The sequence below is a fragment of the Staphylococcus sp. GDB9P120P genome, assembly GCF_017893435.1.
Classification (GTDB): domain Bacteria; phylum Bacillota; class Bacilli; order Staphylococcales; family Staphylococcaceae; genus Staphylococcus; species Staphylococcus cohnii.
Map to the genome: position 1 here is coordinate 715,906 of NZ_JAESNB010000008.1, position 19,881 is coordinate 735,786.

General features: G+C 34.6%; 35 protein-coding genes and 1 pseudogene. All 36 read right to left on the reverse strand.

Features of this window, described 5'->3' with window-relative positions; all coding sequences use genetic code 11:
- Positions 1-5: 5 nt before the first annotated feature.
- Positions 6-158: a phage tail assembly chaperone GT gene (gpGT, locus tag KA856_RS14145; protein WP_210123969.1), complete on the reverse strand. Its 153-nt coding sequence runs from the start codon at positions 156-158 to the stop codon at positions 6-8.
- Positions 159-190: 32 nt separating this feature from the next.
- The gene (gpG, locus tag KA856_RS08570; RefSeq protein WP_193325565.1) at positions 191-553 is read right to left on the reverse strand and encodes a phage tail assembly chaperone G; all 363 of its coding nucleotides are present in this window, start codon (positions 551-553) and stop codon (positions 191-193) included.
- Between the two features lie 69 nt (positions 554-622).
- Positions 623-808: a hypothetical protein gene (locus KA856_RS08575; protein WP_145438042.1), complete on the reverse strand. Its 186-nt coding sequence runs from the start codon at positions 806-808 to the stop codon at positions 623-625.
- A gap of 18 nt (positions 809-826) precedes the next feature.
- Positions 827-1,450: a major tail protein gene (locus KA856_RS08580; protein ID WP_210138606.1), complete on the reverse strand. Its 624-nt coding sequence runs from the start codon at positions 1,448-1,450 to the stop codon at positions 827-829.
- A 12-nt stretch (positions 1,451-1,462) separates the two neighbouring features.
- The gene (locus KA856_RS08585; protein ID WP_210138607.1) at positions 1,463-1,867 is read right to left on the reverse strand and encodes a hypothetical protein; all 405 of its coding nucleotides are present in this window, start codon (positions 1,865-1,867) and stop codon (positions 1,463-1,465) included.
- A gap of 4 nt (positions 1,868-1,871) precedes the next feature.
- The gene (locus tag KA856_RS08590) at positions 1,872-2,276 is read right to left on the reverse strand and encodes an HK97-gp10 family putative phage morphogenesis protein (RefSeq protein WP_123144229.1); all 405 of its coding nucleotides are present in this window, start codon (positions 2,274-2,276) and stop codon (positions 1,872-1,874) included.
- Positions 2,273-2,602: a hypothetical protein gene (locus tag KA856_RS08595; RefSeq protein WP_069794761.1), complete on the reverse strand. Its 330-nt coding sequence runs from the start codon at positions 2,600-2,602 to the stop codon at positions 2,273-2,275. The genes KA856_RS08590 and KA856_RS08595 overlap by 4 nt, the downstream gene beginning before the upstream one ends.
- Positions 2,592-2,930 carry a head-tail connector protein gene (locus KA856_RS08600; protein ID WP_210138608.1) on the reverse strand — a complete coding sequence of 113 codons (339 nt, stop codon included), beginning with the start codon at positions 2,928-2,930 and terminating at the stop codon, positions 2,592-2,594. The genes KA856_RS08595 and KA856_RS08600 overlap by 11 nt, the downstream gene beginning before the upstream one ends.
- An 18-nt stretch (positions 2,931-2,948) precedes the next feature.
- Positions 2,949-4,307 carry a phage major capsid protein gene (locus KA856_RS08605; protein WP_210123975.1) on the reverse strand — a complete coding sequence of 453 codons (1,359 nt, stop codon included), beginning with the start codon at positions 4,305-4,307 and terminating at the stop codon, positions 2,949-2,951.
- Between the two features lie 41 nt (positions 4,308-4,348).
- A complete protein-coding gene (locus tag KA856_RS08610) occupies positions 4,349-4,906 on the reverse strand; it encodes an HK97 family phage prohead protease (RefSeq protein ID WP_210138609.1) in 558 nt (185 codons plus the stop codon).
- Positions 4,893-6,128 (reverse strand): phage portal protein, encoded by a 1,236-nt coding sequence (locus tag KA856_RS08615; RefSeq protein ID WP_210138610.1) that lies wholly within the window; start codon positions 6,126-6,128, stop codon positions 4,893-4,895. The genes KA856_RS08610 and KA856_RS08615 overlap by 14 nt, the downstream gene beginning before the upstream one ends.
- Before the next feature lie 2 nt (positions 6,129-6,130).
- Positions 6,131-6,325: a hypothetical protein gene (locus KA856_RS08620; protein WP_192946245.1), complete on the reverse strand. Its 195-nt coding sequence runs from the start codon at positions 6,323-6,325 to the stop codon at positions 6,131-6,133.
- Between the two features lie 11 nt (positions 6,326-6,336).
- Positions 6,337-8,028 carry a terminase large subunit gene (locus KA856_RS08625; RefSeq protein ID WP_210138611.1) on the reverse strand — a complete coding sequence of 564 codons (1,692 nt, stop codon included), beginning with the start codon at positions 8,026-8,028 and terminating at the stop codon, positions 6,337-6,339.
- Positions 8,018-8,482 (reverse strand): phage terminase small subunit P27 family, encoded by a 465-nt coding sequence (locus KA856_RS08630; protein ID WP_210138612.1) that lies wholly within the window; start codon positions 8,480-8,482, stop codon positions 8,018-8,020. Before KA856_RS08630 ends, KA856_RS08625 begins: the two co-directional genes overlap by 11 nt.
- 5 nt (positions 8,483-8,487) lie before the next feature.
- Complete coding sequence (locus KA856_RS08635) at positions 8,488-9,267, reverse strand: HNH endonuclease (protein ID WP_210138613.1); 780 nt, start codon at positions 9,265-9,267, stop codon at positions 8,488-8,490.
- 152 nt (positions 9,268-9,419) lie between these two features.
- On the reverse strand, positions 9,420-9,770 hold the full coding sequence (locus tag KA856_RS08640) for an HNH endonuclease (RefSeq protein ID WP_210123485.1): 351 nt from the start codon (positions 9,768-9,770) through the stop codon (positions 9,420-9,422).
- Between the two features lie 652 nt (positions 9,771-10,422).
- On the reverse strand, positions 10,423-10,836 hold the full coding sequence (locus tag KA856_RS08645) for a hypothetical protein (protein ID WP_069794769.1): 414 nt from the start codon (positions 10,834-10,836) through the stop codon (positions 10,423-10,425).
- Between the two features lie 14 nt (positions 10,837-10,850).
- Positions 10,851-11,234 carry a helix-turn-helix transcriptional regulator gene (locus tag KA856_RS08650; protein ID WP_210138614.1) on the reverse strand — a complete coding sequence of 128 codons (384 nt, stop codon included), beginning with the start codon at positions 11,232-11,234 and terminating at the stop codon, positions 10,851-10,853.
- 9 nt (positions 11,235-11,243) lie between these two features.
- Entirely contained in the window at positions 11,244-11,453 is a 210-nt protein-coding gene (locus KA856_RS08655) for a hypothetical protein (RefSeq protein ID WP_210138615.1), read from the reverse strand.
- Entirely contained in the window at positions 11,450-11,578 is a 129-nt protein-coding gene (gene rinB, locus KA856_RS08660) for a transcriptional activator RinB (protein WP_210138616.1), read from the reverse strand. Before rinB ends, KA856_RS08655 begins: the two co-directional genes overlap by 4 nt.
- A complete protein-coding gene (locus KA856_RS08665) occupies positions 11,575-11,808 on the reverse strand; it encodes a DUF1381 domain-containing protein (protein ID WP_210138617.1) in 234 nt (77 codons plus the stop codon). Before KA856_RS08665 ends, rinB begins: the two co-directional genes overlap by 4 nt.
- Positions 11,808-12,050, reverse strand: coding sequence for a hypothetical protein (locus tag KA856_RS08670; RefSeq protein WP_210138618.1), 243 nt, complete (start codon positions 12,048-12,050; stop codon positions 11,808-11,810). The genes KA856_RS08665 and KA856_RS08670 overlap by 1 nt, the downstream gene beginning before the upstream one ends.
- A 207-nt stretch (positions 12,051-12,257) precedes the next feature.
- Positions 12,258-12,593 carry a MazG-like family protein gene (locus KA856_RS08675; protein ID WP_348634781.1) on the reverse strand — a complete coding sequence of 112 codons (336 nt, stop codon included), beginning with the start codon at positions 12,591-12,593 and terminating at the stop codon, positions 12,258-12,260.
- Positions 12,594-12,848: 255 nt separating this feature from the next.
- Positions 12,849-13,211 (reverse strand): annotated as a pseudogene (locus KA856_RS08680) (HNH endonuclease); the annotation flags it as partial.
- Positions 13,212-13,496, reverse strand: a complete 285-nt coding sequence (locus KA856_RS08685; protein WP_210138619.1) for a hypothetical protein — start codon at positions 13,494-13,496, stop codon at positions 13,212-13,214.
- 1 nt (position 13,497) lies between these two features.
- Complete coding sequence (locus KA856_RS08690) at positions 13,498-13,773, reverse strand: hypothetical protein (protein ID WP_210138620.1); 276 nt, start codon at positions 13,771-13,773, stop codon at positions 13,498-13,500.
- Positions 13,774-13,785: 12 nt separating this feature from the next.
- Positions 13,786-13,977, reverse strand: a complete 192-nt coding sequence (locus tag KA856_RS08695) for a hypothetical protein (RefSeq protein ID WP_145445841.1) — start codon at positions 13,975-13,977, stop codon at positions 13,786-13,788.
- 102 nt (positions 13,978-14,079) lie between these two features.
- Positions 14,080-14,460, reverse strand: coding sequence for a hypothetical protein (locus KA856_RS08700; RefSeq protein WP_210138621.1), 381 nt, complete (start codon positions 14,458-14,460; stop codon positions 14,080-14,082).
- A gap of 197 nt (positions 14,461-14,657) precedes the next feature.
- Positions 14,658-14,834 (reverse strand): hypothetical protein, encoded by a 177-nt coding sequence (locus KA856_RS08705; RefSeq protein WP_210138622.1) that lies wholly within the window; start codon positions 14,832-14,834, stop codon positions 14,658-14,660.
- Positions 14,835-15,578 carry a DUF3310 domain-containing protein gene (locus tag KA856_RS08710; RefSeq protein WP_210138623.1) on the reverse strand — a complete coding sequence of 248 codons (744 nt, stop codon included), beginning with the start codon at positions 15,576-15,578 and terminating at the stop codon, positions 14,835-14,837.
- Positions 15,579-15,797 (reverse strand): hypothetical protein, encoded by a 219-nt coding sequence (locus KA856_RS08715; protein WP_145353014.1) that lies wholly within the window; start codon positions 15,795-15,797, stop codon positions 15,579-15,581. It lies immediately after the preceding gene.
- Between the two features lie 11 nt (positions 15,798-15,808).
- Entirely contained in the window at positions 15,809-16,210 is a 402-nt protein-coding gene (locus tag KA856_RS08720; protein ID WP_210138624.1) for a hypothetical protein, read from the reverse strand.
- Position 16,211: 1 nt separating this feature from the next.
- Positions 16,212-16,400, reverse strand: a complete 189-nt coding sequence (locus KA856_RS08725) for a hypothetical protein (protein WP_210138625.1) — start codon at positions 16,398-16,400, stop codon at positions 16,212-16,214.
- Positions 16,393-16,716 (reverse strand): VRR-NUC domain-containing protein, encoded by a 324-nt coding sequence (locus KA856_RS08730; protein ID WP_210138626.1) that lies wholly within the window; start codon positions 16,714-16,716, stop codon positions 16,393-16,395. Before KA856_RS08730 ends, KA856_RS08725 begins: the two co-directional genes overlap by 8 nt.
- 260 nt (positions 16,717-16,976) lie before the next feature.
- Entirely contained in the window at positions 16,977-19,274 is a 2,298-nt protein-coding gene (locus KA856_RS08735) for a phage/plasmid primase, P4 family (RefSeq protein ID WP_210138627.1), read from the reverse strand.
- Between the two features lie 17 nt (positions 19,275-19,291).
- Positions 19,292-19,870, reverse strand: coding sequence for a DUF669 domain-containing protein (locus KA856_RS08740; RefSeq protein WP_210138628.1), 579 nt, complete (start codon positions 19,868-19,870; stop codon positions 19,292-19,294).
- Positions 19,871-19,881: the final 11 nt, after the last annotated feature.

Sequence of the window (19,881 nt, forward strand, 5' to 3'; positions counted from 1 at the left end):
ATGTATCACATGAACGCATTAATCATGCTATCCGTTTTCTTGACGTTTTTCTTATTACTTTCGTCAACTAACTCCATGAAGAAAGCAAAGGGCATATCTAAAATGTCGTTAATATCCTTGCCCCCATCTTTCATCATTTGCAGCATGAGTTTCTTCATGTTTTCTTTATGTTCTTTATAAGAGAGAGATTTTAAATTATTCTCGCTAGTTCCTTTTTTCTTTCTTCATCCATTTGTCCTTGTGCGATAAATTCAATTTGTCCTTGTAATTCTTCTACTGCATCTGGTGCATGTAATCTGTCTAGTAAGTCGTCTTTTGTGAATTGGTTGTTGTAGATGTCTACCACCATATCTAACATTTGGTCGATGTTTTCTTGTGCGGAAGCATTTTCTTCTGATGCACCGTCCATTAAGTCTGCAGCATCATAGATTTTACGGAATGGAATTTGAGTTGGAGTAATGAATGTGTCGTATTTTGCGTTGCCCTCTGTGTCAGTTACTGCGTTACCTTTTTTGTCGATTTGAGTTAATTTAATAAAATTACGTTTAGCCATATTTAATTTCTCCTTTAATTTTGGTTTTTATTTGCAAATAAAAAGAGGGCATTTAAGCCCTCGTGTTAGTTATTCTTCTATCTCTTTGATTAATACCTTGCCACGTTTGTTATCGCTTGTAGTAAGGTCTAATATGCGATCGTGTGGTACTTTTTTGTTTGCTGGTTTAGGATAAGTGTCACCAGCGTTATATACTTTGTTCTTATCCTCTAAATCGATGAATTTGTGTAAAACTTCATATTTTTTCTTAGCCATAATCAAACCTCCTGTATGTTATGCGCCTAATTCTGATTCTGCTGTGCCATCACTTGGATTACTGCTTTCTGCAGATTCACCAAAGATAGCTTTCCAAATAGCATCCTTCATAACAGATGCACCTTTAGCATCGTGACCCATTAACATAGCTTTTTCTTCTTCAAAGCCTTTAACTGGTGCTTGCATGAATTCTGCAGTAGTAGAGTCTGAACTGAATTCAACGCCATCTTCTTTCGTATTACCTTCAACTTCAGGGAATGTGAATAATCCTTTAGGTAATCCTACATATTCACGAGAACCATCTTCCATAGTTTTAGCGAACATAACTGCTACATATGGAGGCGTATCGTTACCAACTGATACAATACCTTCTTCTGATTTTTCTAAGCCAAATAAAGCCACTCTGTCCTCTAAAGGTAGTTTGTGGAAACCAGCTTCTACTTCGATAGTACCGTTAGCAACAGCCATTTCTGCTACTTGGTTATCACCGTAAGCTTTTTCAATGTCTTGGTCTTTTGATACTGAAATTTCTTGTAAATATTTAATACGTTCTGGGTCTGTAACTTGTTGTACATCTTCACCATGAACTTTGTAATAAAACTCTGTTAAACCTGTAAATGAACGGTAGTTTTTCTCTGCCATATTAAAACACTCCTATAAATTAAAATATTGTTTACCTTCAAACCGTTTAGCTTGTCGGTAGATATTGAACTCCTTGATATATTCGGGTTTCATGGAAGATGCTTCGCCAAATCCCAATACTTCCCACATTATTCTTTGCAATAAAAAAACGAGCCTATCTGATAGAACTCGTCCGTTTACGCCTTGCTTTTGCTTTACAAATACATCTATTTGATAAAAGTATTCGTAAGTAAGATTATCGTTATCGCCATAGTCAGAAGGTTTAGGTGTATCTAATGGATCTATAACAACCACTACATCTTTGATTTCTTGTGCGTTGGGATAATCGAAGAACTTTATATTGTTCTTAGGAACATGTTCCATAATTTCTTTGTTATCTATAATCGCTTGGTATATCTTCATTGTGATGTCGTCCAATAAGTTACACCCTCCTTCTTATTTCTTCTTTAACTGTTCTAAAATACGTTTCTCTGCCTTCGCGCATAGCGTTTTCAATAACACCTTTACCAGCTGTATTAACCCACTTACCAGCACGGTCAAAGTGACCATATTCATTTAAGTGGATAATCCTATAACGCTGTTTAGGACCACGCCAATGGATTTTCACTGTGCGTACACCATTTATCGTCATAGGCTTTGATACTGTCGTTTCTTCAACAGATTCACCAGTATCTTTAAACGACTTCATGTTGTTTTTGATTATTTGAGCAACCTTCTGTCCACCTTTAGTTAGTGCAAAGTCTGTTATGCGCTTTGTAGCAGATTTACCGTATTTCTTTTCTAAATAAGCGATTATTTCTTTATCGCCTTTAACTGTTACCGTCATTGTTCTTCACCTACGACTTTGACGTAGTTAGGTGACTTAGCAGGTGCCACATTTTTGACATTAAAAAACAACCCTGCGTACATACCGTTCTGTATCTCAAATACTTGATTTACATTAGGTATAAATTGAGGTTGTGCATCTCTAATATTTAATGTGACTGACCTTTTGCTAAGTTCTAAATTCCCTAACTGAACATCTTTTTGTGTAGGCTCATACAACCCAGCAAAACAACTATATAATTCGTTTCGTTCGTTCATACCAGCTTCTGGACCGTCATTAGTGTTCTCGTAAAACGTAACTCTGTAATCTAATTGGTTAAGATTCATCGGCTATCACCTCGATATTATCTCTACGCCATTTAGCTAATTTAGCTCTTAATGTTTGTATTCCAGATAGGTATGATGGGTTATCAAAGATTTGCTCATTTGAAGTTAGAGAACGATTATCCTGCATATGAGCAATAGTAATTAACACCAATCTATTGAAAGTGGGATTGTCTTTGAAAAAAGGTTCATCACTTTCATTTAAAGAAACGGCTGTTTTTACGCTGTCTATAGCGTTTGGTAGAAAGACGTGCATAATTTCATCGTCATCTATGTCATAGTCCACTCTAATAGACTTCTTAATTGATTCAACGTTGTCTATTTTAAACATTGAAGTCACCTACTTTACTTATGCTCCTAAACCATCACTAGGTTCTGCTGCATCTTCAAATGTTACGAAGAAACCAGCATTTTTATCAGCTTGTTTTACATCGAAACGGAAAGCACCCATCAAGTATTTACCGTAGATTTCGTTTTCAATCCATTGCACTGACACGTCTGTACGGTCTGCAAATAGAACGCCACGTTTTACATCACCAATGAAGGCTTTAGCATCACCGTTAGCACCTAATAGGTCGTCACGAACTACTGTTACGTTCATACCTAATACAGTGTTACCTGCAGTGTTAATAATGCTATCTTGTAATAAATAACGTCCGTTACCATCTTTCAAAGTATCTAGTTTTTGGTAGAAACTTTGTGTACAGATGATTTGACGGTCATAACCAGGGTCTAATTTAACGTTAATGATTGCTTTTAAGTCGTCCACATCAGAGATTGAAGATGGATTAAATGATTTTAATACTTCACCAATACGTTCGTTTAAAGTATTGATTTTTTGTTCATTGATGTTTTCAGAAACAATAGCAGTTAAGTTAGCAACTGAATCGTCTAATGCTTCTTGTGAAATTGGAATAGAACCACGATAAGTGTCTACTTCCCAAGCAATTGTTTCGAATTCTGGACGAGCTAACTCTGGGTTTTTCTCTAATTCAGCAACAGTGTTGAATTTAGCGTTAGCACGTTTTAAGATTGGGTATTTACCACTTGCAGTTGATACTGATGTTTTTTGTACCAATTCTGATAAGTCTTGTACTGTGTTTACTTCTTTTTCAGGAATATATTTAATATCCTCTGGGATAGTTACGCCAACATCGTCTGATTTAACGTTGTCACGTTTAGCCCCTTTTGATTTCATGTATTGTTCAAAGCCTTGTACTTCTAAGCTTTCCTCTGGATTTTGATTTAATTTCGCCATAGAACGTTTCGCTCCTTCTTTTTTCTTTTTGTCTTTTTCTTCTTCTAATTCTTCTTCAGTAGGTTCTTCTACTTTCTCGATAGCAGGTCCTTCTGGTTTTTTTTCAGATTCAGGTGGGCCATCTGGTTTTGGTTTATCATCAGGTTTTTCTTCATCTGACGGTTTCTCCTCTTTGTCGTCAGATGGTTTACTTTCTGACCCTTCTCCAGTGTCATCACCTTTGTTATCTTCGACTTCTGCACCCTCGTCTTTGGGTGGTGTTTCTTCTAACTTAGGTGCTGATGCTTCAATTTCTTGTGAAAGCTGTTCGAGTTCTTCAAACTCTTTTTTCTGTGCATCAATATCAGCTTTTAAATTACGCGCAGTTTCAAGGTCGCCCTTTTCGACTGCTTCTTGCGCTTTAGAAATCAAACTAGCAATTTCTTTTTTGCGCTCATCTAAATTGGCCATGCAATATCACTCCTTGTTAAATTTGTGCATAAAAAATAGCCTTACGTTTCAAAACGAAGGCTTTCTATGTCTAGCACGATTTTCATTTGTTCCAACTGTTTGAATTTCTTTAAATCTTTTGCACGTTGACCGACTTCAACCGATGTGTCTTTGTATGCAGGTATTGTAACAATACTGACTTCAATAAGTTCATCGATTTTATTTATGGTTTGAACGTACTCATTATCAATGTTTTGCCATGTGCGAGCTGTTGAGTCATTAGGTGGTAATGTGTAGAAGAAACTACACTGGTTTACATTGCCCGCTTTAATATTTTCATAAATATCTCTAGCGTAAGATGTGTTAGGTAAGTGGCACTTAAAGTACAATCCTTTTTCATCCACTTGTAATTCAAGCGTTCCTGCTTGTGTTCGACCTATAACATAACTGAAATCGTGGTTAATTAAACATTTCACATCGCTTACATCTACACCGTCTAAGGCATTTGGTGCTACTATTTCTCTGAACCCACCCAAGTCATCGCTCGTTGAATTAAAGATAATTGCGTAACCTTCAACAACCATGTCTTGTTGTCCAGTGTCAACGTTACTGTTCGTCATACTCATCACCCCCTTTAATGGAGTTCTTTTCGACTTCTTTGTCTATCTTAGATTCTTGATAGTTCTGTAAAGTAGAAAGTGGCGCTCTGTTAAGGTCCACAAGTGGTTGTTCACCGTGTTCAATAGGTTGATAACCAAATACACTTCTTGCCTCGTCTGTAGATATAATCCCTTTACCATGCAATTCAGTAATACGTTCCAATTGTAATTCTGGGTCAATATCAATGAGACGTGATGAATCAAACTCTAATTCATAACCAGAATCAATAAATTTAAATATCTTGGTTTCTAATTCTGAAATCATCATCTTGAATATTGGATCTAATGTACTTTGCAAATACTCAAGGTTTGCTTGTGTGATAGATGTATTGACTGTTTCAATACCTAATTTAGATACTGGCAATCCAAACGCTTTAGCAACTTGTGAAGTGCTGAACTTATAACTGTTTAAGAAGTTCAATACTTCAGTAGGAATTTGCAATCGTTTAAAGTCCATTGTGTCGTCAATAGCAACTAACCCACCATTATTTTTTAACTGGCTTTCTGCAAAGTTTTGTTTCAAATCCCTCAATTGTTCTGCGTTAATTTGACCTTTTTTGTATTGCAATACAGACGTTGATGTGCCACCGTTATCAAAGAAGTTGCGTAAGAAACTCTTTGAGCCTTGTGATATACCAATCTCATGTGCTAGTGCATATAAAGGACTGTAGCCAACATATCCATCTAATGTGATATATCTAAAGTGCAATATATCTTCACTGGTTATCTTAGCAGCATTCCCTTCCACATCTTCACTAACGTTATAAACAATTTCTCCGTCTTTCTCCTCTATTCCTACTAAATCGTTATGTAAGAAGTGGAAACCAACTGGGAAATCGTTTTTATCACGTATGATTTCAACGAAAGATTGTCCGTTAAGTAACATATTCGCAATGATTATGAATTTGAAATGCCAACCTGGTAAATCAGAATGTGGATTATTATTGAACAGATCTAACACATCATTCATAACCGTATTTGTTTCATGACCTTTAACCTTTAACTTAGTACTTGCTATGTCTGCAGATATAATACGTGTCGCAGTGAACACATCACTATTCTTCAACGCATTGATGCCAACATAACTTGCGTGTGTACCATGTTCTTGCCAATACAATAATCGTTCTAAATCTCTGTTCATCTTTTCTTGTTTACTTGTAAATCCTAAATCAAGTAATGGCATCTTTAACTGTCACCCCCTTTCTGACTTATCGAGGTATTGTCATACGCTTGATTTAAAACACCTGAGAGGCCTATGAGCAGCAGTCCACCAATAATATAAGCTAACGGCTTCCAAAGTATAAACAAGCCGTAGAACAGCCCTATTAAGCCCACAACGAATAGTAGTATTACCACAAGTGCATATAAGGTTTTCTTCATCGTCACACCTCCTATAAGAACATTGGCATAAACGTTTCTGCGTCCCATTCATGCTCACTTGCTATCACATAAGCGAATATAGTGGCCATTAATGGATCAATTTTATGTCTGTTCATTTTCTTTTCAATCATGATTGAATCGTTCACATTTTTAGCAACAGCGTTTTTTACTGCTGTATCTAACAAAGGATTTTTATGATGCTTAATATCTCCATTGATTACATTTAATCTAAAGTCTAAGTTAGGATTAGAAAGTGTTTGTGGACCTTGTCTTATTTCATACAAATCGTAATACCATTCTCTACGCTCAATCTCTGCTAACACACCGTGTATTGAATACGGGTCATAGCATATAGCTTGAACATCTAGGTTGTGTCTATTTACATACGTTTCAATGTAATCTAGCACTTGGTTAGTATTAATAATCCCGCTAGACAAGTCTGTGATGGTGCAGAAACCATCTTCTGACAATTGACGATAGTCAATAAGGTCACGTTCTATCTTGCCTTGTAGGCCGCCCTTTGTGCCTACAAATGAGTGTGACGTTATATAGTATTGTTTATTCGTTTCATCTAGGTGTATGAATGAAATTGCCGTTAAATCATCAGCGCGTGATAAGTCTAATCCGATATACACTTTGGAATAGTTAATATCAAAATCAGTTTCGTTCTTTTTCCAGTCGTTAAAGTCTAAATAGGATTCTTCGCTTGCTGCACGCCACATATTGAAATTCTTAATCAGTATGCCGTTTAATCCACTTCCACTATCTAAAGCCGTTCTAACTTCTGGTTGAATGTTTTTGGTCAGCAATTTTTTGAGTTCTGGCAACTCCATCAATGGATTAGATTTAATCCATGTTTCAGGATCATGTACTTCATCTTCATTATCTTGTTCAGCACAAAATATGAAATAATTATCATTAGGCGATATGCCGTCTAATATTTTATCTATGTACTGATATTCTTCGTACATAGGCCCGTTCATATTTGTGCCAGCAGTGGAAATAATAATCAAACTAGGGTTGTGTAATAACACTTGTCCACGCCTTAACGTTTCATATATCTTTTTGTCTTTTGCTTCGTGGTATTCATCGATAATTGCATAACTGAATTGGTGACCTTCAAGGTTGGCAGCTTCATTAGAAACAGCTTTAATCTTACTCCGGTCATTCGTATTCAATATTTCTTTAGCACTAGGCGTAATCTTAGTTAATTGCTTCATCTTAGGTGAAACGCGTCTTATTGCACTAAGTTGCGCGTACGTCATGTCATAAGCAATACCTGCTTGGTCACGACTGTTAGCGCTAAGGCCAACTAAGCGTTCGTTCACTGGGTCGTCGCCCATTAACATTTCATATAACGCTAATCCTGACACAGCTATCGTCTTGCCGTTTTTTCTACTCATACTTATATATGCTTTAGTAAATCTTTTATATCCTTCGCTGTCTTGCCAACCGTATAAACTACCTACAATAAACTTCTGAAAACCTGCAAGCTCCATTTTCTTGCCTGATTTTGGGTCGGGTAACATTTCAAGGAATTTAATAACATGATTCGCTCTTTTTACATCGAAATGATAAGGCAAATTTTTATTATTCAAATCGTCTAAATGTCTTTGACACACTTTCACGTTTTTATTACTAGCTAATATTTCGCCATTAACCACTTTTCGCGCATATTCGGTAACGAAATCTTTATTTGTCATCCATTAAATCCTCAAATGGGTCTGATTTTTCTTTATCGTTGCTAGGTGCTAGTATTTTCAAACGTGATTCAACAGTTAATCCTAGTTTAGGACAAATGGCATTCATTGTATTTACGCTATCTCTTTGTACAGTGTAGTAGCTAGATAACTTTGTTCCTCTTTCGGTTTCGATGACCATACCTTCTTCTTCTAATTTGAGAGTCGCGTTCTTGTAATTGCTATACGTTTGGCAATAAGTTGCTAATAAACCTTTATCTAAGTCTTTCACTGGTAATTCTTTAATCAGAGGTAATATTCGTTTCCATTCTTTTTTAGCATCATTATCTAACCACTCTGGTGCTTCATCTGTTAAAGGAGTAAGTTCGTTCATAGCTTCTTCCGTAGCTTGTTTTTCTTCTTGTACCTCTTTTGTACGTCTGCTTTTTTGTTGTGATAACAATTTACGTTCAGCCAACTCACTCACCTCCCTTTCAAATAATCGTCAATTAGAGTTGTGCTTTTTCTAGTGTTACACTCCCTACAAGCAACTTTTACATTGTCCCAAGAATGCGAGCCACCTTTAGAAATAGGTAAAACATGTTCGATCGTTGGGTACTTAGGGTCGTTATAATGGTATGAAAAAAGGACATCATCACCGCATAAGTAACAACATCCTCCATCTCGTTCTATTAACTTATATATATCTATATCAGCGTCGAATTGGCCATTACTTCTAGCTCTTTTTAATCGCTCACTTTTCCTAAGTCCATCTTTCACTCTATTAGCTTTATGCCTGCATTCTTCTGTACAGTATTTACCTCGAAATCCGTATCGCCATTTTTCGCAGTAGTAACACTTTTTAAGTTTTCTACCTCTTATTTTTTCTAATCGTTTATGTTCTTTCTGACATTTATTACAACAAAACGTTTTGTTGTTTCCTATTACGAATTCATTATTACACTGTTTACAGTTGCCATATGCTATTTTTTTATTATCACTATAATGAGTTTTAATTCTACATTTGTCTGAACAATATTTTTGAATTTGAGATCCATAGTTAGAAGGATAAAATGTTGTTCCACAACGAATACACACTTTAGATGAATCTAATTTATAAACACCAGCTTGTTTTATTCGTCTTGTTACACTACTTCTTGATACATTAAATTTTTTAGCTATGTTGGTGAATGTTTCACCCTTTTTGTACAAATCCAGAATTATTTTTATATCAGATTGGCTTAGTTTAGCTATTTCATCCACCTCCAATTATGTAAAGAAGTTTTACTTTACGAATATTTACATTTTATTTTCAACATTTTTCAAAGTGTAAGTCGGGCTCGTTGTTCGCTCGTCTCAGAAGTGACGGGGTTTTCTTCGCCCCGCAAAAATATTTTCAAAAATAAAAATAAATTTTAACTCGAATGAATTTTATTGTGGCAGCTAAAACACACTACCTCTAAATTTTCCATATCCAGTCTTTTTGACCAATCCCGTTTTAATTCAATCTTGTGATGGACAATTAAATCTTTGTCATTCACAACGCCATCAGCTAAACAGTGTTGACATAAGTAGTTATCGCGTATTAACACCTGTTGACGTAGCTTACGCCACTGTGTGCTATTGTAGAACGCTGTATACTCTTTATTACGTCTATTCTGCCTAACCTCTTGGTTATACCTTTTGGTATTGGCTTTCCTATAGTCTTGCAACTCGGTTTGAGTATATGACTTATTACCAAGTCGAACCTTTGGTTGAACAAACAAATGAATCAACTTCTTTCATTTGAATTTTATTTATTAATTTTGTTTTATTAATTTCATTTTGTAATTTAGTTTTAGAAATAATAAAAGACAAAACGAATTAAGAAATTATAATCTCAAATCATTTTGTCTTTAACTTTAGAAATTGTTTCATCAATCAAATGCAAATTAATCTAATAAAGTTTATGATCAATAAAACAATTCTTTTTAATATTCAATTGTTAAACAACAAACAAACTTTATATTCTAATTATGATTTAATGTTTCAATTAATCTTTATGAACTAATGAAACCTTTTTAATATATAAATGGATGTTCATTGTTCTGTCTGTCACACACTCAATGTGCAAGTGATGACCTTAAAGTATGTGACCTTAATTCACACGACCTTTATTCCCCACCTTAATAAGCAGTGTCTTTTAATATGTGCGTCCTTATTGTGTGGGTCATTAAGATTAGGTGCATACAAAAAGACACGCTACAAATGTAACGTGCCTCATATAATATAGTATTAAGTTTACATACCTACTGAATAATAACTTCACCTCTAAAGCTACCATCCAGATTTCCTATGCATATATTATATAACGTATTAATATCAAACGCCTATCATCGTTCGATGTGTTCGATTGGTTCGATGTGTTCGTTTCGTACACTAATCGAAATGACCTTGTTGTGCGTCCATGTATACATTTACTATCTCATTCAGACATCCATAAAATGTCGACTTGCTTTTAATCTCCATAAGGTCCATGACAGTTTTATGTTGTGTGCCTAATTTAATCATTTGTAGAATGTGGTAGTTCATTTCATTGGTTATATGTTCCTCGTACTTATCAATGAATTCTATTTTCTCTATCAGTTTAATATTTCTTCTCCACGCTTTATTTCTGTTCATGACCTTAAGTAATACTTTGTCACCTGTTTGTCCTTTAGCTTTAGGCATAGCAGATTCAACACCGTATTGTGCAACCGAAGTGCTATCTGCATCATAAACTTGCGATGTTACAATATTGTTCATCCACTTATAATTGTCTATCATTTCTCTTATATCTTCACGTGTATACATACGCTACCTCCCAGTTATTTATCAGCCAACGCCTGAGCCAATTGTTTTATTAACGCAATGTTTGAAGGACTAATTTGCTTTCCTTTATATGTTAATGTTTTGGCTAGTTTGTCTATATCACTTAAATCATAAGTGGTTAAACCAAAGTCATCATCACAATGTTCAAATGTCATAGCAAACATTTCTTGTATATACTTTGTATGTGATTTATATTCCTTTTCATTAGTCGACAACACTTTTATCAATTCATTCACTTTATAGTCGCTCATTTTCCCTTTACCATTCTCAAATATAGAAACAAGCGTACGACTAACACCAATTTCTCTAGCTAAATTAGTTATGTTGATACCCTTGCTCTTTCTCAACTCTTTAACATAATGGTTAATGTTCTCACACATTCTCTCCACCTACTTCATACGTTTATCTAACTCATCTTTAATCTTGCGTATATCTTCATCGTCCAGCTCTCTCTTAGGCAGGTCCTTTTCAAATATTGTGTATAACAGATAACCGACTTCATACTCTAACGCGTTTATCTTTGCGTCTTTGATGGCATTGTATATAAGCGTGAGTATCGCAACACACCCTAACACGATTGTTGTTATTACCCACATCATTCATTCACCTCATAATCCTTCGGGACCATATCATTCGCTTGCATGCGGCAAATGATTTCATACGTGATCTCTTTACTTAATTCATAGAGTGCAAGTGTTAATAATAATTTGAGTATTTGTTTCATTGGTCATTGTCCTTTCTATACATACCAGCTTTTAACGCTCTACTAATAGGACCATTATTAAAACTAGATGGTACTACTTCCAATAGTCCTTTAGGCTTCTTAACCTTCTCTTTCGCTTCTTGCTTATTCTCTGCATCCACAACAATAAATTCTTCATTCTCCTTAGCTCTAGTTACATCAAAGAATACTTCACCTGTTGTGTGGTGTGTTTTGCGTACTAGGAATTGCATTAGACGACACCTCTTTCATAAATTGAAGTGCTTGCATACATAACAAGTAATGTAAACAATTCACTGCTAACTCCTAAACTTCTAAATGAATAAGGTTCATGCACGAATACCCAAGCGTTAGGATGTTTATCATCTTTATGTGTAATAAGCAGTTTAACTTTACGGTTATTTACATTCTTATATGACCAATTCAATTTGTAGCCTAGTAGCTCGACTGATTTAATAAACTCTATTGTTGTCATCCACACTCACTCCTTAGCCTGTTTAATTAATTGTGATGTTGCACATGTGATGAATATGCAAAATATCATTCCAATATCTATTGGTTTATCCACGTGAAATGGCGAACCAATTAATTCAAAAACTCCCCTAACAAATAAAACTCCTAGTATGCCATAAGCAGTAGCTCTCATTTCCTCAACACTTCCTTAACTTTAGTTACGATGTCTTTATCCTTTGAGGTCTTCTTGTTTGATAAAACTTCCTTCACTGCTCATAACCCCCTTGCGGTCCTTTATCTCTTCATACGCCGTATTCAGACACTCATACAGCGTCATATTATTTTGTTGCGCCAATATGATTAATGTAACGACAACGTCCCCTATACCGTCTCTGAGTGCGTCTGTGTTGTTTCTACAAAGTGCAGAGGCGACCTCACCCATTTCCTCGAGTGTCTTCAATGCTTGTTGTGCAGAGTTGGATTTATGCAATCCTTTTTCTATAGACCAATACTCAATTAATTTAACCAATGTAGTAAATGTAACTTTATTGGTATTATTTTTAATCTCATCTATATCGACATATTCAAATAAATATTTTTTAGTATCCCCATTCATTTCACCAATTAACTTGTCACACCATCTATCTGAATAACCAAAATGTCTAGAGCAATCTCTAGCAGATAAAAAATAAATAATTTCATTTGTTTCTTTTACATATACCTTTATAGGTTTACAATTTTTGATATTAGAACTTGTAACCATAATATTATTTGATTTCTTCAATCCTAAATCATAGGCATGGCTCATTTGTTCTCCTCTAGTTGCCCACTCCAAATTAGTAACGCTATTGTTTGTTTTATCCCCGTCTATATGATTTACTGTTTCTTTATTTTCTGGATTAGGTAAAAACGCTTGTGCTACTAAACGATGAACCGAGAAAGTTTTTGTGCCTTTTTCATTAACTAAAGGAACTATTTCGTATCCATCTAAATCTGAGCCTGTTTTTTTAACTCTAATTTTTCTATTATGCTTATTTTTATCTTTGTATGGCAAGATAACAATATCTCCGTTTTTGCTAACAACATAATTAGGATAATTTTCAATTAATTTAAAATCTGAATTACCTTTGTCTAATTGTTTATCCTTACTCCATTGTTCTACTTGTTTGATTAATTCATTCATTTATTTATCCTCCTTGATTTTTACATATCTAACATCTTCAAAATATAAAATATGTTCTACATCTACTAAAAATTCGCTATTATCAAAATTTTCAGGGTAATACAGACTTTCTTCGAGAACTTCTGCTTTATATTCTTTTTCAAATCTTTTTTTAATTTCATCAAACGCCTTCGCTTTGCGATAGACTTCTTCAAGTTCTTCTAATACTTCATCGTCCACGTTCATATTCAACCAACGTCCATCTTCTAACCACATCGGTATCTTGATTTCATACTCATACGCCATCCTACTTAACCCCCAGCTGATCTAACTTACTTCGATATTCTCTATACATTGAACTGCCTTGATGCAGTGTTAATTTATAATCTATGAGCTTTCTAAACTGTTTCAGTAATGCGAGTTGTTCTGCATTCTCTCGTTCCAACCGTTTATTATTCGCACGCAAGACAATTAAATCGTCTACACAGTGATGATATGCTTGTTTGTATTGGTCACATTGCTTTTTTACTTTCTTCAACCTTGCATCCATAACGCTGACATGAAATTTCGTTTCTGAATTCATATTTAACACTCCTTATTGATTAGGTAATCCATAACTCATACATTCGTTGTACAATTCATCTTCTGCAATCGCTTTTTTAAGTTCATCTATGACAATGCTTATTTCGTTATGGCTCATATTTTTGATTTCTTTTTCTGTGTAATCTTCTGCACCATATTGTTCTTGTAATAATTGAACATACTTTACTTGTTTTTCTGTAGCCACTCGCCATCACTCCTCTATTAAATATTTTAAATTATCAACTAACGCTAAACTTCCATCAATAAATCTTTTGTCCGATTTTATCCACATTTTATACTTAATCATCTACTCCACCAGCTTTCCGTCACGCCAGATTAATTTAAATTCTCCATCAATGTATGCGTGGAATTCTTTGCTTTGGCCACCAATTCTTTGATTAATATATGAATGTTCCCACATTATAGAACTACCTTTTGTAGAAATTTCTACCAAGTACTTAAATTTCGTATCTTCTGTTACGGTTTCCTCGACTTCAACTGTGAAAGTGTCGGTTTTACTAATACACATATCCTCATCTAACTCAACATTTGAATTTTCATTAATCCATACGTATTCAGGAGGATTGCTGTCTGAATGTATAAACCTTTCGTTTTTTATTCCGTTATCCCACGCCCACTCAATCAACTGTGGTAAATTCATCGTTTTCTTCTGCTTAATTTTTACCATTCTCTCAACCCCTCCATTACTCTCCTGTTATGTTCCTTGTCCTCTGGTAACACTGCCATGACAATGCTACGTTGATTGACGGAGTATAAATATCCTTTAACTCCACAATCTCTTAGTAGCTTTGCCATTTCGACAGTATTTCTGTCTTTAGTATCAAGTTTGTATTTAATTTTCGAAGTGTTAGATAGGATCACGTGCTAGTCCTCCTCGATAAATTCATCATCTAATTGTGCGCCTTGTTCAATTAACTTCACTATTTGTCTTAAAGTTTCTTTGCCAAACGAATCAGTCATATTGTCTACGTTAATGTCGCCTGTATTATTTTTATTGAGGTTATAGTTTGCATTGATTAAACCTTCTATTATTGTCGTCATCTACTTCACATCCCAATTCTCAATAGCGAAGTCTAAGCATTTTCTAGCTTCCTTAATATCTTCAAGTCCATTCTTCTCCGGCGCTCTCATTTGATATTCCAATGCACTAGCAATGTTATGCGCAACAGAACCTTTATGATATTTATCTGCCACAAGCGAAACTATATCCTTAACCTCATGATTGCCTAACATATAATGTGAAGGACTGTTGACCATATCTTCTGCGTACTGTGGCGTTTCGTTCCATTCTATTATTGTGAAATCATAATTATCGTTTATAACTCTATACACGCCATCATCTACTTTTATTTCAGCAGATTTACCGTTATTGGCTATTTCAGAAACTTCTCCTGTCATTCTGTCGCCTAATATTTCAATTTTGTAACCAACTTTTAAATCTTTAATTTTAAATAACGCTGTATTTTCTTCCTTACGCTTACGTTGTTGTAAGTCGTTGGATTGATTATATTCACTTTCATACACATCATTTATACCTAACAACATTTTATTAACTTCTTTTAAATTTTCTTTACGCACTTCTTCTAACTGTTCAGCCATAGATTCTTGTACAGTTATCCAATCCGAATCTTCTCTTAAATAAACATGCACACCGTTTACTTTCTCTAGCTCTAATTCTGTCTTAAATTTGTGCATTCTATATACTTTTTTTATAAATCTACCGTACTCTGATTGACCTAATTTATTTGGGTAAGCTATCCATGTTCCTACTTTTAGTTCCTTCATCTAACGCACCGCCTCTGCTTCTATTTCTTTGATTTTCACTTTTTCAACTACAATTTGATTTGGCCCAGCTTCTCTTTTTGTTAATGAGCTTGCCATTCGAGCAAATGTACCTTCTGTAATATTCATCTTCGCTTGTATTTCTTGTCTAGTACCAGCACAAATCACTTCGTCTCCTTTATAAACAACATATTCATACATGTGTGGACGTCCACTTGGCATTTTATTCACTCCTAAACTAAATGTTGATTGCCATATTTATCTTTTTTAATTTTTGCTACTAAGTTATTTTTAGATAATTCCTGAAACCACTTACCATTACATTTTGCATCGTTAATCATCTGCAGGCGTTCCTGCTCCTTACGTTGTTTTTCTTCTGCTAATGCTTGTTTGCGTTCTTCACGCTCTCTATCCTCACGCTTTAATCTAGCTAATCCTTTTTGAACTTCGTAATCTCGAATATATTTACGGAAGTGTCTCTTGCCTTTTACAATATGCTTCTTAATCGTACCGTTGCTTATTCCAGCCATCACAGCCTCTTTATAATCTTCAACTGGCACTAATAATTCTTTGTCTCCGTCTATAATCAAGAAACAAATTTCACCTTGCTTATCTTTCGCACGTTTTAATCTCATATCAATAACCCCTATCTATAATTTTTACGTCGTCAAACTCTAATGGCTTTGCGTCCATGTAATCTTCTTTTAATGTCCACATCTGGTCGTGTATCTTTTCTTCAACAGTATTATCATCGTCATCGTGATTAACATACACTTGCTTTTCAACGTAGACTTTATATCGAATTGTTGCCGTTTCTTCATTCATTTAGATCACCTTCTATAATTTTGATTGCATCTTCCACACTGCGTGCTACTCCGTATAAAACGGGTTGTGTTTCAATGAATGTTTTAAACCTTTCTTGTTCAGGTCTTAATTTTCCTTTATCTGTTTTCACTTCAATGAATATTATTTTGCCATCTGTTTTACGAAAACCTACTGTGTCGGGAAATCCTTTGGGAAATAACTGAATTACTCGATTATCTTTCGTAATAACTTTGCCAGCGTTACTTCTCCACAATCTGTGACCCATTTTGTTAATCGCAATAATTATTTCATTTTGTATTGTTTGTTCTGATTTCATTAGTTCCTCCACAAAGTGACGGGTAAAGTGAATAGTAAAATCGCCTTCAAACCTTACGCGCTCTAGGTTTCAACAAAAAAGTGAAGGGTGACGCTTATAAAAGGTTCACATACATATATATTCTTTTATTTTTACGTATAATAACTTTTTATTACTTACTATTCACTTTTATAAATAAAGAAATAAAAACCTTGATATGACAGTGTTTATAAGGTAAAAAGTGTAATTTTTACCCTTCACTTTTACCCTTCACTATTCACTTATTTTAGGACTGATTCTAAACCTGGTATTTTCTCTGGAATTTCTATTCCTATATAATTAATACCGTCATTCATTTTTTTAGATTTAAATTTTTCTTTCATTTTTTGACCGAATTTTTTATTGTCCATTTTGTATGCACTGTTTTCATCTGCCCATTTTTTATATAAATCATAAAGTCTACTACCTTTAGCTCGACCGCCTTCAATTCTTATACATTCTTCTTGGATAAACTGTTCGATAACATCCATTTCTGTACGGTAAGATTGTCCAGCATTCTTTAATTTCTCTGGCATTTCTAATCCTTCACGCATCCACATGTATGCACCTTCTGTCATCCAATTAAGTATTGCAGGTGCTTCTCTAAGTAATTTGTACTTTAGATCTTTATCGACTTTTTCTTCGGGTATCTGTACTTCGAAAGGTATCAAGACTAAACGTCGCCATATACCGTCGTCAGTACCACGAATAATCGGTTTATGGTTAGTTGAAACCCATATTTTAAATTTAGGTGTATACTCAAATTCTTCTGCATATAGGAATCTAGCAGTTACTTTATCTCCACCTGTGATTTGTTTTATTAATCCTTCATCAAAACGAAAACCTTCGTTAGGTTCAGACGATGTGACAAACCTTGCTTTGCTTAATCTGGCAATATCTGTATTAACATTGTCATTTTTCTTAACCATGAGTGATTTCGCTTGCATGTTATTCGAGTAATCTCCGAGTATCTCTGCGATTGTTTCAACGAATATACTCTTACCGTTACGTCCTTTACCATGAAGTATGAACATTACTTGCTCTCTCGTACTTCCAGTTAATGAATAACCAAGTGCTTTTTGTATATATCGAATGACTTCTTTATCACCTGCGAATATATCGTTTAGGAAATCTAACCACACAGATGGTTGCATTTTTTCAGAATAATCAGTATTCGCTATTTGAGAAAACATTTTATTAATATCGTGTTTGTATAGTTCACGACTTGTTAAATCGATATATCCATTCGCTACATTCAGTAACATGTTATCTTTGTCAAAACTATCTGGTGTCACTGGTCTACGGTGTTTTAATTCGTCTGTAATGTTCTTTTTAGATTGTGTACCTCTCGTTTTTTTATAGAATTTTTGAAAGTATTCTTTGGCTTCTTCTTCAGTTACATCCTCATTGTGAACAACTTTTTCCTTCTTCATACTTTCAATCATTTCATCAATGAGTTTACGTATTGACCCTCTATCGTCTAGTGTCCACTTTGTGCCATCATAGATATAAAATTTCTTCTCTACATAACTAAACTTATATAGGTTGCCATATCTATCAATGAAACGATCTGCGTTACCTGTATCGTCATAACTTCTGACAGGATATTCAACTTCTTCTTTTTTAGTATCGAATATGTGGCTTAACGCATAACGTAAGGGTTCTTTTTCTTCTTTAGGTGTATAGATATTATTTGTTTCATTGATTGCTTTAAATAGTGTTTGTTCTCCGTATGTGGAGTTTTTACGTTTCTCGTCCCATTTATCTCTATATAGATTTGATTGTCTGAATATACTATCCATTTGTGAGTAATCTTTGGCACACCAGAAAGCGAGAATGTTTGCAAGTGCCATATCTGCTTCTGAATGAGAATTGTAATATGGTTCGTAAGTACCTCTCATTAAGTCATCAAATAATTTAGATTGCTTTGATTTATATATTTCGTTGATTACATCTATTTCTGAAAGATTGTGGATGTTCTGTTGGTAGTTATTTTGTGTAGGATATTGAACTGTGTTATCTGGTAGATATTTATCATAGATAGTTTTAAATACTCTATCTGATGTTTCGGTCACTTCTGTGTATTTACCTATACGTTTGCCAGTCATAGTGAAAAAGCGACCACTGTCATACATTTCAATGTTACCTTTACGTCTGCGATTGCCTGGTATTTTACCTTTAACAATAATGTGCAACCCAGTACCACTAGGACTTACTTCTGTATAACTTTTAAATGCTTCATTAAATTCACTGACAATGTTGTCGAGTTTATCCCCGTGTCTGTATCTGTGTAGATCATCATCAATTTTATCTATATCAATGCCAAGGTATGGGGGTTCAAAGAAGAACCCTATACCATCGACACCTTCTGCATTAACTGCCGTTTCATAACTAGACCAAGTACTTTTGTCATTTGATTTAGCAAACTCTCCAGTTTCAGCGTTAAAAGGAATTTTAGTTTTTTTACCGTTGCGTTCTTGAAGTTTCCATACGCACCAGTTATTAAGTTGTTTTAATTCATCTGGAATGTTGTTATACATTTAAAATCATCCTTTGCTTAAAATGGTAAATCATCATCTTGAATATCTACTGGACCACCATTTGCATTTTCAAATGGATTGCTTGATTGTTTATTGTCTTTGTCTTTCTCTTTCCACTCATGATTCACTTGTGGGTATTTAGTATTCTTGAAGTTCCAAGGTGCTACTCGATTGACTGTTTGTTTGTTACCTTTATACTCATTTTCTTCTTGCTTAACGAACACTCTCACTGGTTTACCTCTGAACATAGATAGCAATTGTTCAAAACTTTCTACTTTTGTTCCTTCTGGTACACCTACACCATTTAAGTAGTGCATGAAGTTATCCATTTTATATTTGTACTCTCCGTCAATATCACGTTTCCACTCGTCTACAAAGATGTGACGGTTTGCATATTTTCCATTTTGTTCTGCTAGTTCTGGTACTTTAGTTAAATCGTTACGTACGACTAATGTTAATTGTGTTTCTTCTTTACCATTTGGTGTTGAACGTTCAGATGCATTTTTGATTACTACTTCGTACTCTCCTTCTGGTAGTGGTCCAAAGTTTTGATTGTTTTCCTCGATATTTGAATAATCTGTTGTAAATAATGTCATAATTCATTTCT

Bases quoted from the DNA above. Each gene is read 5' to 3' on its own strand.
- gpGT (WP_210123969.1), bottom strand. From the start codon at position 158: ATGAAGAAACTCATGCTGCAAATGATGAAAGATGGGGGCAAGGATATT.
- gpG (WP_193325565.1), bottom strand. From the start codon at position 553: ATGGCTAAACGTAATTTTATTAAATTAACTCAAATCGACAAAAAAGGT.
- KA856_RS08575 (WP_145438042.1), bottom strand. From the start codon at position 808: ATGGCTAAGAAAAAATATGAAGTTTTACACAAATTCATCGATTTAGAG.
- KA856_RS08580 (WP_210138606.1), bottom strand. From the start codon at position 1,450: ATGGCAGAGAAAAACTACCGTTCATTTACAGGTTTAACAGAGTTTTAT.
- KA856_RS08590 (WP_123144229.1), bottom strand. From the start codon at position 2,276: ATGACGGTAACAGTTAAAGGCGATAAAGAAATAATCGCTTATTTAGAA.
- KA856_RS08595 (WP_069794761.1), bottom strand. From the start codon at position 2,602: ATGAATCTTAACCAATTAGATTACAGAGTTACGTTTTACGAGAACACT.
- KA856_RS08600 (WP_210138608.1), bottom strand. From the start codon at position 2,930: ATGTTTAAAATAGACAACGTTGAATCAATTAAGAAGTCTATTAGAGTG.
- KA856_RS08605 (WP_210123975.1), bottom strand. From the start codon at position 4,307: ATGGCCAATTTAGATGAGCGCAAAAAAGAAATTGCTAGTTTGATTTCT.
- KA856_RS08610 (WP_210138609.1), bottom strand. From the start codon at position 4,906: ATGACGAACAGTAACGTTGACACTGGACAACAAGACATGGTTGTTGAA.
- KA856_RS08615 (WP_210138610.1), bottom strand. From the start codon at position 6,128: ATGCCATTACTTGATTTAGGATTTACAAGTAAACAAGAAAAGATGAAC.
- KA856_RS08620 (WP_192946245.1), bottom strand. From the start codon at position 6,325: ATGAAGAAAACCTTATATGCACTTGTGGTAATACTACTATTCGTTGTG.
- KA856_RS08625 (WP_210138611.1), bottom strand. From the start codon at position 8,028: ATGACAAATAAAGATTTCGTTACCGAATATGCGCGAAAAGTGGTTAAT.
- KA856_RS08645 (WP_069794769.1), bottom strand. From the start codon at position 10,836: ATGTATACACGTGAAGATATAAGAGAAATGATAGACAATTATAAGTGG.
- KA856_RS08650 (WP_210138614.1), bottom strand. From the start codon at position 11,234: ATGTGTGAGAACATTAACCATTATGTTAAAGAGTTGAGAAAGAGCAAG.
- KA856_RS08655 (WP_210138615.1), bottom strand. From the start codon at position 11,453: ATGATGTGGGTAATAACAACAATCGTGTTAGGGTGTGTTGCGATACTC.
- rinB (WP_210138616.1), bottom strand. From the start codon at position 11,578: ATGAAACAAATACTCAAATTATTATTAACACTTGCACTCTATGAATTA.
- KA856_RS08665 (WP_210138617.1), bottom strand. From the start codon at position 11,808: ATGCAATTCCTAGTACGCAAAACACACCACACAACAGGTGAAGTATTC.
- KA856_RS08670 (WP_210138618.1), bottom strand. From the start codon at position 12,050: ATGACAACAATAGAGTTTATTAAATCAGTCGAGCTACTAGGCTACAAA.
- KA856_RS08685 (WP_210138619.1), bottom strand. From the start codon at position 13,496: ATGGCGTATGAGTATGAAATCAAGATACCGATGTGGTTAGAAGATGGA.
- KA856_RS08690 (WP_210138620.1), bottom strand. From the start codon at position 13,773: ATGAATTCAGAAACGAAATTTCATGTCAGCGTTATGGATGCAAGGTTG.
- KA856_RS08700 (WP_210138621.1), bottom strand. From the start codon at position 14,460: ATGGTAAAAATTAAGCAGAAGAAAACGATGAATTTACCACAGTTGATT.
- KA856_RS08705 (WP_210138622.1), bottom strand. From the start codon at position 14,834: ATGACGACAATAATAGAAGGTTTAATCAATGCAAACTATAACCTCAAT.
- KA856_RS08710 (WP_210138623.1), bottom strand. From the start codon at position 15,578: ATGAAGGAACTAAAAGTAGGAACATGGATAGCTTACCCAAATAAATTA.
- KA856_RS08715 (WP_145353014.1), bottom strand. From the start codon at position 15,797: ATGCCAAGTGGACGTCCACACATGTATGAATATGTTGTTTATAAAGGA.
- KA856_RS08720 (WP_210138624.1), bottom strand. From the start codon at position 16,210: ATGAGATTAAAACGTGCGAAAGATAAGCAAGGTGAAATTTGTTTCTTG.
- KA856_RS08725 (WP_210138625.1), bottom strand. From the start codon at position 16,400: ATGAATGAAGAAACGGCAACAATTCGATATAAAGTCTACGTTGAAAAG.
- KA856_RS08730 (WP_210138626.1), bottom strand. From the start codon at position 16,716: ATGAAATCAGAACAAACAATACAAAATGAAATAATTATTGCGATTAAC.
- KA856_RS08735 (WP_210138627.1), bottom strand. From the start codon at position 19,274: ATGTATAACAACATTCCAGATGAATTAAAACAACTTAATAACTGGTGC.
- KA856_RS08740 (WP_210138628.1), bottom strand. From the start codon at position 19,870: ATGACATTATTTACAACAGATTATTCAAATATCGAGGAAAACAATCAA.